This window comes from Streptomyces sp. NPDC057694, assembly GCF_042799415.1.
Lineage (GTDB): Bacteria > Actinomycetota > Actinomycetes > Streptomycetales > Streptomycetaceae > Streptomyces.
Genome location: NZ_JBHVIX010000001.1, coordinates 449,000 through 459,177, shown reverse-complemented (window position 1 = coordinate 459,177; position 10,178 = coordinate 449,000). Strand labels below are relative to the sequence as shown.

Here is a 10,178-nt window from a genome sequence, read left to right as displayed (position 1 = left end):
CAACGTCCTTTGTGGGGCTTCCTCTCCCGCTCTTCACGTGTCCCTCTCCTCCGCTCCCCCCCCCGCGACTCCCCTCCCCCCCGCGTCTTGCACCCCCCCCCCCACGGCCGCTTCCAGGCCGCCGCCGCGATCGCGGCCCTCGTGGTGATCGCCGTGGTCGTGATCGTGCTGGTGACGCGCGGAGCCCCGTCGGGAGACGGCGGCGACAAGCCGTCGTCGGACGGGAGCAGCCGGCAGGCGACGCCGCGGTCACCGACGCCAGGGCTGCCGAGCGAACTGCCCAGTGAGCTGCCGAGCGGCCTTCCGTCGAAGCTCCCGACGGACCTGCCGAGCGAGCTGCCCAGCGGACTGCTGCCGAGCGACCTGGAGAGCCTGATCCCCTGAGGCGGCAGGGAACCAGACCCGCTCCGACCTGACCAGGACTTTCGACGTACGCCCTAGAGCGCGCCCTTCGGCAGCTTCACGTACGTCACCCGGGTCTCGATCCCGCTGTCCACGAGCCGCCCGTTGGCGTCGAACGCCCCCGCGCCGTCCGTCATCCCGAAGTCGTTGTCGTTGATCAGGGCCAGCGTGCCGTGTCCGACGACGGCCACACCCTCGATCTTGTCCTGCACGCCGTCGACGGTGTTCAGGTCGACCACGAGCCGCTTCTTCAGCACCAGCACTTTGGTTGCCGCAGGGTCGTCCAGCTGCTCAAGGGACGGCGACGTCGTCGCGTCGTCCCACCGGTCGCCCAGGATGTCGGCGCCGCGCGTGAGCCGCACTTCCTGGAGGCGGGCCGCCTTGTCGGTGCGCTCCTCGACGAGCAGCCGGTCACCGCCGAGCGCGACGATGGAGGAGATCTTCAGCTCGGACGTGTCGTCCTCGCCCGGGTCGACGTCGCCCACCGCGTCGAAGCGGTACGCGTACTCGGCCGTGACGGCCTTCTTCTTCGGGGAGAAGCGGAAGAGGCGGGTGTTGCGCGAGGCGTCGCCGGCGTCCGCGTCGGGCAGGGACAGCGGGCTCTGCAGTGCCATCACCAGATCGCCGTTCGGGAGCAGGGCCAGGCCCTCGAACCCGCGGTTGGTCTTCCGGTTCAGCAGCACCGACGGCAGCGCCTCGACGACCGGGTAGTCGGCGCCCTTCAGGTTCAGGCCCTCGGGCACGTAGCGGGTGAGCACCTTGCCGCGCGCCGACACGTGCACGAGCGAGGGACCGTACTCGTCGACCAGCCAGAAGCTGCCGTCCGCGGCTCGCACGATGCCCTCGGTGTCCAGACCGTTCGCGTTGTACGAGAGTGGCGTCCTCGCGTCGTACGTGTACGGCTTCTCGTCGCGGCTCTCCTGGTTCGACAGGCCGGTGACGGCCTTGCCGGACCGGGTGGTGATCGGGATCGCGTCGACCACCTTCACCCGGTCGCCGGTGACGCGGATCTTCACGATCGCCGGGTCGAAGCCGGGCACGGGAAACGTGCGGCGCTTCGTGCCGTCGACCTTGATCTGACCGTTGGGGCCGCGGTCGGTGACCGTCCAGTACTCGCCCTTGCGGCCGGACGGGTAGATGTCGGAGCCGATGCCGCCGAGGTCGACCCCGCGGTCGTCGGCGACGGTCCCCGGCAGCAGGCCGTTGCTGAAGTCGCCGAGCGGCAGATCACCGAGAGTGGCGCCGCCGGTGACCTTCGCCGTGCCGGAAGACGTGCCGGAAGCCTTGCCGGTACCGCCCGGGGCGCCCGTCGCGGTCCCCGCGACGGCGAGCGCGGCCAGCACGGCGAGCGGCACACCCGCGGCGACGGTGCGGCGCACGCCACGAGCGCTGCGTGAACCGGGGACGAGCGGGGACATGGTGCCTCCTGGGGCGCGGGAAATGATGAAGCGATCCTCGTGATCCGCATCCACGTGATCTGCGCACACGGTCGACCGCGGCGCCGAACACCCGGTGACGGCAGGGTGAATGGAAATGGTGAGGGCAGGTGAACGCGTGGTCGACGACTCGCTCGCCCCGCCCCAGGACGCCGTGGGGCACCTCGTAGGGGCAAGGGGATCGTTCCGAGCGATGGTGATCGATACGATGATGTCCACCCGGCGCCGTCCGCGCCGGACCGTGCCACGGGGGAGGCCCACGTCATGCGGCAGCACGTCGACCGACGGCACACGCTGGTCCTCCAACTGGTCGAGGAGCGCGGCTCACTCCGCGTCGCCGACCTCGCCCGCGAACTCGGCGTCTCACCGGTGACGCTCCGCCGCGACGTGGAGACCCTCGCCGCGCAGGGCAGACTCCGGCGGCTGCACGGCGCCGTCGTCCGCGCGCAGGACAGTCAAGAACGAACCGTAGCCACAAGGGAGTTGGGCAGAGGTGTCGTCGTCGGCATGGTCGTGCCGACCACCGAGTACTACTACGCCGATGTGGTGCGCGGCGCCCGGGAGGCCGTCGAGGCGCACGGCGCCCGGCTCGTCGTCGCCCTGTCGCAGTACCTGCCCGGCGAGGACAGCGCGCAGGCCGACCGGCTGCTGGCGTCCGGCGCACACGGGCTGCTGCTCACCCCCAGCTGGGAGACCGGCAGCCCCGGCCCGGGGGAGGGGCTGCGGATCACCGAGCGGGCCGTGCCGACCGTCCTCGTGGAGCGTTCGGCGCCCCACGGGCATCCGGCGGCGGCCCTCGACCGGGTCCGTACCGACCATGCCCACGGCGCCGCCGAGGCCGTGCGGCATCTGGCCGCGCTCGGGCATCGCGGCATCGCGCTGGCGGCCCAGGACTCGCCCACCAGCGCCGAGTTGCGGCGCGGCCACGAAGCCGCGGTCGCGGCGCTCGGTCTCCCGGCGGCCCCGCCCGCGCCGCGCCCGCCGCTGCCCGTCACCGAAGCGGAGCGTTTCGAGCGGACCTTCGCCTATCTGCGGACGGCCGTCGAGGAGCACGGGGTGAGCGCGGCGATCCTGCACAGCGACGTCGACGCGATCGTCCTCGTGCCCCGGCTGCGCGCCTGCGGCATCCGCGTCCCCGGCGACCTGGCCGTCATCACGTACGACGACGAGGTGGCCGCCCTCGCCGACCTGCCGCTGACCGCGGTCGCCCCGGCCAAGCGGACCGTCGGCCGGCGTGCGGCCGAACTGCTGCTGTCCCGGCTCGCCGAGCCGTCAGGCACCCGCGAGCCGGGACAACATCTCGACATCCTGCCCGAGTTGCGCATCCGGGAGTCGTGCGGCGCGACCCTCAGGTCAGCTTCACGGTGACCTTCTGAGTCCGGCCGCCGGTCGTGCCGAGATCGCCGAACGTCAGCTTCAGCTCCTGCCCCGTCGTCGCTCCCGTCACCGAACCCGGCTTCGACGTCACGGACGTGACCGGCCGCCGCCAGATCAGCGTCGCCGACTTCACCGCCCGGTTCGGGTCGCTGACGCACACCGTCGCGGTGCCGTCGCGCCGCTCCCTGATCTGCACGATCAGCGGCGCGTCGACCGTGACCCGGCCGACCGTTCCCGGCTCCCAGAACACCGCCGACGTGAGCCCGAGCGACGGCACCTGAACTCCTTGCCGCGCAGCGGAGTTGACGGTGATGTCGACCCAGTCGCGGTCCGCCGCCCGCATCGCGGTGCGCGCTTCGCTCGCGCCCGGCAGCAGCACATACGCGTAGGAGGCGTCGGCCGGGTCCGTGCCGTGGTCGGCGAGCAGGGTGACGTACCGGCGGGTGACCGGGTCGGTGGAGCCGCCGCCGTTGATGCTCTGCCACGTCGCCGTGCGCTCCTCGCGCAGCGCCGTGAGCGCGCTGCCGCCGGGAAAGACATAGCCGCCGTGCCCGGCCAGATGAGCCCAACGAGCCTTCTGGAGAGTCGAGGTCGAACCGAGCGCGGCAGCCCGGGTCCGGCCGTCCACCGTGAGGCGCGAGGTGCCCGACGCCCCGAGGTTGCGCGTGTCCACCACGCTCTCCACGCCCGCGCCGTCCGTACTCGTGATGCCGGCGCCGAGACACACCACCGCGTCGTCGAGGAAGAACCACGCCTTCTTCGCCCGCAGCGTCGAGGACAGGCCGCGGGTGTCCTGGGCCACCGCCGCGTACGTGCCGTCCGTCGCACCGCCCACCCAGGTCGTGGCGGGCCGGGCCGCGCCCCACGTGCCGCCCTCCCCGTCCGCGAGCGCCTTGCGCGAGACCGTCGTGCCGGGCAGCCGGTACGGGTCCACGGTCGGCCAGAAGCCGTCGCTGTACTGCCCGCCGCCCGCGCTGTCCCCGGCGGCCCACCAGTACAGCATTCCCGAACCTGTGTGCCAGCCGCGGACGTTCTCGCCGTTGCCGTTCTCGTAGAACGTGATCGCCTTGGACGACATGGACACGGACGCCGTGAACCGGCTCGTGCGGTGCGCCGCGCGCGCCATCGACGGGAACATCCGGTGCCCGGCCGGCTCGGCGCCCGCCTTCACTCCCGTGTCACCGAGCAGTGCCGTGACCCGGGAGAGCGCGGCGACCCCCAGCGTGCGGCCGCTCGTCACGTCGCTGTACCGGTCCCGCGTGAACCAGCCCTTGGCGAGCGCCTGCCAGCGCGCGTTCTCCTCGGCGCTGGCGCCCTGCCCGAGCAGCAGGATCGAGGCGATGATCCCGTGGCCCCGGGAGTGGTCGTCCTGCTGGACCTTCAGGGTGTCGGTGGCGACGAGACCACGGCTGATCGCGCGTCCCGCGACGTTGTCCATGGCCAGACCGTCGTGCAGGAACGGCGCGTAGGCGGCCTCCACCGAGTCCAGGAAGATCTGCCGCCCGCTGTCGGTGATCGCCCACGTCGACCCGCCGAGCAGCGCGAACAGGCGGCTGAGGCCGTCGATGAGGACCGCGCCGTACGAGCCGGTGTACGGCACGTACGTGTGCTGGATCAGCGAGCCGTCGGCATACAGACCGTCGCCCGAGGTGACGTACGGGAACACCGGTGCGACGGCGTCACGGGCGAGCGCGACCTTCGCGGCGGTGCCGTCGAGGATGCCGCGCAGCGCGAGCACCCGGCACAGGTCGATGCGGTTGGCGCCGGTGCTGGTGCCCGAGTATGACGCCACCAGCGAGTCCGGGACGAAGTGGTCGACGGCCTCGATCGCGGCCGTCAGCTGCGCGGCGCTCAGGTGCTCGTACATCAGCACGCAGATGTCGAGCAGGCGCTGCGGGGCGCCTATCTGGAAGTTGTACCAATTGCCGTACTGGGTCTGGGACTTGTTGTAGACCTGCGTGCTCAGGTGGTCCACGGCCGTGAGCACCGCCGTCTTGAGCGACGCGTCGCCGGTGAGGCCGGTCCCGGGCTGGCAGAAAGCCTCGGCCATCGAGCGGACGCGCTCGTAACTCGTCTGGATCTTCTCGGAGTAGCCGTACGACTCGGTGTCCGTGTCGGGATCCGGGTCGCCGAACACGGCGTCGGGCCACAGCGATCCGGTGTCCGGGGCCATCGCCTCCTGCCACGCCTTCACCTGCGTGCCGAGACCGGCGAGCTTCGACTTGAACGGTTCGGCGGTCGGGCTGAAGCCCTCGCCGAGATAGAGCGCCCGCCACTTCGCCCGCAACTGGGCGAACTCGTCGTCCGCGGAAGCGGAAGCGGATCCGGACGTGGACGGCGAAGCGGCTGAGGCCGGGCCGGGCACTCCTACGGTGAGCGCGGCCCCGACGGCCGCCGAGGAGGCGAGGAAGGCGCGACGGGACCAGGGCAGGGACGGCGACGTCATGAAGAGCTCCGGGAGGCTGGAGGTTCCGCTGGGAGTAAGCGGTTTCTAGCACCCGGCGATTCAAACGCTCAAGAGGAACGACCAAATTGAGCGTTTCGATCGTTTGCCGATGAGGGGGAGGTGGTCAGGCTCCGACCCACACCGTCGTGATGTTGCAGAACTCCTTGATGCCGTGGCCCGCCAGCTCGCGGCCGTACCCGGACCGCTTGGCGCCGCCGAACGGCAGCGCGGGGTGCGAGGCCGTCATTCCGTTCACGAAGACACCGCCTGCCTGGCTGTCCCGCACGAACCGGTCGATGTCGGCCTCCTCGCCGGTCCACAGGTTCGAACTCAGCCCGAACGGAGTGTCGTTGGCGACCGCGATCGCCTCGTCGAGGTCGGCGACCCGGTACAGCGTCGCGACCGGGCCGAACGTCTCCTCCCGGTGGATGCGCATCTCCGGCGTCACATCGGCGAGCACGGTGGGCTCGTAGAACCAGCCGCGGTCCGCGAAGTCCTTGGGCCGCTGCCCGCCGCACAGCACGGTCGCGCCGCTCTCGACGGCGTCGTCGACCAGCTCCTCCAGATCCGTGCGTCCCTGCTCGCTGGCGAGCGGCCCGACGTCCGTCGCCTCGTCCAGCGGGTCGCCGACGCTCAGCGCCCGCATCCCCGCCACGAACGCCTCCCGGAACTCCTCGAAGGCGTCCTCCTGCACGATGAACCGCTTCGCAGCGATGCACGACTGCCCGTTGTTCTGCACCCGCGCCGTCACCGCCGTCCTCGCCGCCTTGGCGACGTCCGCCGACGGCATGACCACGTACGGGTCGCTGCCACCGAGCTCCAGCACGGTCTTCTTCACCTCGTCGCCGGCGGTCGCGGCGACCGAGCGGCCCGCGGGCTCGCTGCCGGTGAGGGTCGCGGCGGCCACCCGCTCGTCGCGCAGGATGCCCTCGACGGCGCCGGAACCGATCAGCAGCGTCTGGAAACAGCCCTCGGGGAAACCGGCGCGGCGGAACAGATCCTCCAGGTAGAGAGCGGTCTGCGGGACGTTCGAAGCGTGCTTGAGCAGGCCGACGTTGCCGGCCATCAGCGCGGGCGCCGCGAACCGGATCACCTGCCACAGCGGGAAGTTCCACGGCATCACCGCGAGCACCACACCGAGCGGCCGGTAGCGGACCAGGGCGCGGGCGGCGCCGGAGTCCTTCACGTCGTCGTCGGACGGGTGCTCGTCGGCCAGCAGCTCCTGCGCGTTCCGCGCGTACCAGCGCATCGTCTTCGCGCACTTCGTCGCCTCGGCGCGGGCCGCGGCCACCGGCTTGCCCATCTCCGTCGTCATGACGCGGGCGATGTCCGGGGCGTCCGCCTCCAGCAGATCGGCGGCCTGCTGGAGCAGGCGCGCCCGGTCGAAGAACGTACTCGTGCGGTACGTGTCGAACGTGCGGGACGCCAGCGAGAGCTTCTCCTCGACGGCCTCGGGGGAGAGGGCGTCGTACGTCCGCAGCGTCTCGCCCGTGGCGGGGTTGACCGTCGCGATGGGCATGGGGGCGACCTCCTGTGCGCGGTTCCTTCGACCTTCCCGCGCCGCACGGGGCCGCGCAACGCGGGACCGCGCCGGGTACCCGGCGAGCCGCGGGTCAGACCTGTTCCGCGAGCCGGTCCAGGAACGCCGCCTGCGCCTGGACGATCACGGCCCGCGCCGCCTCGACCTCGAACCAGGCCGCCCGGTCCAGCTCGGGGAACTCCGCGGTCCGTCCGCTGCCGCGCGGCCACTCCATCGTGAAGGTGCCCGGCACCATGTCCGCCGGATCCAGGTCGCCCTCCACCGCCCATACGGTGACGAGCTTGCCGCCGGACTGGGTCACCTCGCCGAGCGGCAGCGGCGCCCCGGTGGGCGCGGGCAGTCCCAGCTCCTCACCGAACTCGCGCCGCGCCGCGTCCCAGGGCGTCTCGTCGTCCCCGTACTCGCCCTTCGGGACGGTCCACGCGCCCGCGTCGCGGCGCGCCCAGAACGGGCCGCCCATGTGCCCGAGCAGCACTTCGGGTCCGTCCGGCGTGCGGCGGAAGAGCAAGATGCCGGCGCTGCGTCTGATGACCATGCGATCAGTCCCGGTAGAGGCGAGGTGGAGGTGGGGGTGGAAGCGGAAGTGGGGGCGGCGGACGATGTGGTGCTCCGGGTCAGGAGCTGAGCAGGTGCGGCTGCACACCGAGCGCGGTGGCGTCGGCGAGATGCTGGCCGAGGCGCAACTGGAGCGGTCCCGGCGGCCCCGTCCGCTCCGAGAGCAGGCTGAGCGAGCCGACCGCCCGGCCCGCGGTGCGCAGCGGAACCGCCACCACGCAGGCGAAACCCAGCGAACGCGCCATCGCCGTGTACGACGGCCAGTTGGCCCGCGCGTACGGATGCGCGAGCGGAACCCCGCGGATCGGCTGCGCCGAGGCGCGGCAGTCGGCGCCCGGACCCTCGCCCCAGGACAGGGCGGCCCGCTCCAGGCGTAACCCCCGGTTGTCGGACGCGGCGACCTCGACCCGCCCGGTGGGCGGCTTGAGGACGGCGGCCGCCGACGGCACCTCCAGGAGGGTGACGCAACAGGCGACGAGCGTCGCGAGGGCCTGCGGACCGCCGCGCACCGAGGCACCGGCCACTTCGACGAAGGCCGTCGCCAGCCGTTCGCTGTCCACCTGGTACACCTCGTACGGCACACCGCGCATGACGTCCCCCTCGCTCCACTCCGAGCCCCGCCACCGCACCGCCGCCCGCCCGGTGCGCACCCGGGGCGGGCGGACTTTGCAGATGGGGTATGCCCAGTGAATGGAGTGCGCGAACCGCCACCTCACAGGTGACCGGCTCCTACATGTGCACGGCGCCGTCGCCGGACATCTGCTGCTTGGGAGGCCCGGGACGGTAGAGAACCAGTGTGACCACGAAGCCCACCGCGAAGAAGATCGCGGACCACGTGTACGCGGTCGAGTAGCTCTCCATCGCGGCCTTCGCCTGCACCTGCGGGGTGGGCTGCTTGCCGACCAGGTAGCTCGTGGCGGCGCTCGTGGCCAGCGTGTTGAGCAGGGCCGTACCGATCGAACCGCCCACCTGCTGACTGGTGTTGACCATCGCGGAGGCTACGCCCGCGTCGTGCGCGGCGATACCGGACGTGGCCAGGTTCATGGCCGTCGCGAAGATCAGACCGAGACCGATACCGGCCACGAGCAGCGGCGGCAGCACGTGCGGCGCGTAACTGCTGTCGAGATCGAGCGCCGTCAGCCAGGCCATACCGGCGGCGGCCAGCGCCATGCCGAGCGGCACGATCGGTTTCGGGCCGAGCCGGGGGACGAGGTAGTTGGTGGCGATGACCGACGAGACGACCATGCAGGCCACCATCGGCAGGAACGCCACACCGGTGAGCACCGGCGAATACTGCAGGATCTGCTGGAGGTAGTACGTCAGGAACAGAAACACGCCGAACATGCCCGCGCCCGAGATGAACATGGCGAGATAGGACGCGCCGCGGTCCCGGTCCAGGATCACGCGCAGCGGCAGCAGCGGATGCGTGGCCCGCGTCTCCCACCAGGCGAACACGGCGAGCAGCACCGCACCGACGACGAGGAAGCCCCACGTCTGAGCGGAGCCCCAGTCGTGCGTCTCCGCGTTGCTGAAGCCGTACACGATGCAGAAGAGACCCACCGACACCAGGATCGTGCCGGGCACGTCCAGCTTGGGCCGGTCCGCGGGCCGGCCGCCGTGCAGCAGCCGCGCGCCGCCGAGCAGGGCGAGGACGGCGAACAGCAGGTTCACGTACAGGCACCAGCGCCAGTCCAGGTACTCGGTGAGCACACCGCCCAGCAGCAGGCCGACGGCGCCGCCCGCGCCCGCGATCGCACCGTAGATGCCGAACGCCTTCGCGCGTTCCTTCGGGTCCGTGAACGTCGTCGTCAGCAGCGACAGCGCGGCCGGCGCCAGCATCGCGCCGAACACACCTTGCAGCGCCCGGGCGAACACCAGCATCCCGAAGCTCGTCGCGGCACCGCCCAGCGCCGAGGCCGCGGCGAAGCCGACGAGACCGGTCAGGAAGATGGCCTTGCGGCCCACCAGGTCGGCGACGCGCCCGCCCAGCAGCAGAAGGCTGCCGAACGCGAGCGCGTAGGCGGTGACGATCCACTGCCGGTTGCCGTCCGAGAACCCCAGATCCTTCTGCGCCGAGGGAAGTGCGATGTTCACGATCGTCGCGTCGAGGACGACCATCAGCTGTGCGAGCCCGATGACACCGAGGATCAGCCATCGGTGTTCGTGGTTGCCGCCACCGGCGTACGGAACGCCTCCGCCGCCGGGCGACGGGGTTCCTGCGCCGGCCTCGGTGGCTCCGGCTGATTCGGGCGTGCGATCCATTGGTGGCCTCCAGACACCCAGGGACACCCCCCGACCTCGCCACCCACGCTAAACGGCCTGCTCACGGACGGCGACCGGGGGAAGAAAGAACTCTTTTTCTCCCCCGTCCCCGTCCCCGCCGGAACATCAGTGTCAACAGACCACCCCCTCCCCACACCCC

The 10,178-nt window shown here is 71.6% G+C and carries 8 protein-coding genes; 2 read left to right on the top strand and 6 right to left on the bottom strand.

Annotated features, from left to right (window positions below; translation table 11 throughout):
• Positions 1-87: 87 nt before the first annotated feature.
• Positions 88-384 carry a hypothetical protein gene (locus tag ACFVDP_RS02290; protein WP_383481874.1) on the top strand — a complete coding sequence of 99 codons (297 nt, stop codon included), beginning with the start codon at positions 88-90 and terminating at the stop codon, positions 382-384.
• A 53-nt stretch (positions 385-437) separates the two neighbouring features.
• Here ACFVDP_RS02290 and ACFVDP_RS02285 read toward each other — a convergent pair whose 3' ends face one another.
• Entirely contained in the window at positions 438-1,820 is a 1,383-nt protein-coding gene (locus ACFVDP_RS02285) for an esterase-like activity of phytase family protein (protein WP_383481871.1), read from the bottom strand.
• Positions 1,821-2,102: 282 nt separating this feature from the next.
• Between ACFVDP_RS02285 and ACFVDP_RS02280 the strand changes: the two genes are divergently transcribed.
• A complete protein-coding gene (locus ACFVDP_RS02280; protein WP_383481868.1) occupies positions 2,103-3,206 on the top strand; it encodes a substrate-binding domain-containing protein in 1,104 nt (367 codons plus the stop codon).
• Here ACFVDP_RS02280 and ACFVDP_RS02275 read toward each other — a convergent pair.
• From ACFVDP_RS02275 to ACFVDP_RS02255, 5 genes are all read right to left on the bottom strand, one after another.
• Positions 3,187-5,661: a polysaccharide lyase 8 family protein gene (locus tag ACFVDP_RS02275; RefSeq protein WP_383481865.1), complete on the bottom strand. Its 2,475-nt coding sequence runs from the start codon at positions 5,659-5,661 to the stop codon at positions 3,187-3,189. The genes ACFVDP_RS02280 and ACFVDP_RS02275 overlap by 20 nt on opposite strands.
• Positions 5,662-5,785: 124 nt before the next feature.
• Complete coding sequence (locus ACFVDP_RS02270) at positions 5,786-7,180, bottom strand: NADP-dependent succinic semialdehyde dehydrogenase (protein ID WP_383481862.1); 1,395 nt, start codon at positions 7,178-7,180, stop codon at positions 5,786-5,788.
• Between the two features lie 94 nt (positions 7,181-7,274).
• Positions 7,275-7,736, bottom strand: a complete 462-nt coding sequence (locus ACFVDP_RS02265; protein ID WP_383481859.1) for an NUDIX domain-containing protein — start codon at positions 7,734-7,736, stop codon at positions 7,275-7,277.
• 79 nt (positions 7,737-7,815) lie between these two features.
• Positions 7,816-8,346 carry a GAF domain-containing protein gene (locus tag ACFVDP_RS02260; RefSeq protein WP_383481856.1) on the bottom strand — a complete coding sequence of 177 codons (531 nt, stop codon included), beginning with the start codon at positions 8,344-8,346 and terminating at the stop codon, positions 7,816-7,818.
• A gap of 139 nt (positions 8,347-8,485) precedes the next feature.
• Positions 8,486-10,018, bottom strand: coding sequence for an MFS transporter (locus ACFVDP_RS02255; protein WP_383481854.1), 1,533 nt, complete (start codon positions 10,016-10,018; stop codon positions 8,486-8,488).
• Between the last annotated feature and the right edge of the window lie 160 nt (positions 10,019-10,178).

What these genes read in the sequence shown, in the direction of transcription:
- ACFVDP_RS02275 (WP_383481865.1), bottom strand. Translation starts at nt 5,661, where the DNA reads ATGACGTCGCCGTCCCTGCCCTGGTCCCGTCGCGCCTTCCTCGCCTCC.
- ACFVDP_RS02285 (WP_383481871.1), bottom strand. Translation starts at nt 1,820, where the DNA reads ATGTCCCCGCTCGTCCCCGGTTCACGCAGCGCTCGTGGCGTGCGCCGC.
- ACFVDP_RS02255 (WP_383481854.1), bottom strand. Translation starts at nt 10,018, where the DNA reads ATGGATCGCACGCCCGAATCAGCCGGAGCCACCGAGGCCGGCGCAGGA.
- ACFVDP_RS02270 (WP_383481862.1), bottom strand. Translation starts at nt 7,180, where the DNA reads ATGCCCATCGCGACGGTCAACCCCGCCACGGGCGAGACGCTGCGGACG.
- ACFVDP_RS02280 (WP_383481868.1), top strand. Translation starts at nt 2,103, where the DNA reads ATGCGGCAGCACGTCGACCGACGGCACACGCTGGTCCTCCAACTGGTC.
- ACFVDP_RS02265 (WP_383481859.1), bottom strand. Translation starts at nt 7,736, where the DNA reads ATGGTCATCAGACGCAGCGCCGGCATCTTGCTCTTCCGCCGCACGCCG.
- ACFVDP_RS02260 (WP_383481856.1), bottom strand. Translation starts at nt 8,346, where the DNA reads ATGCGCGGTGTGCCGTACGAGGTGTACCAGGTGGACAGCGAACGGCTG.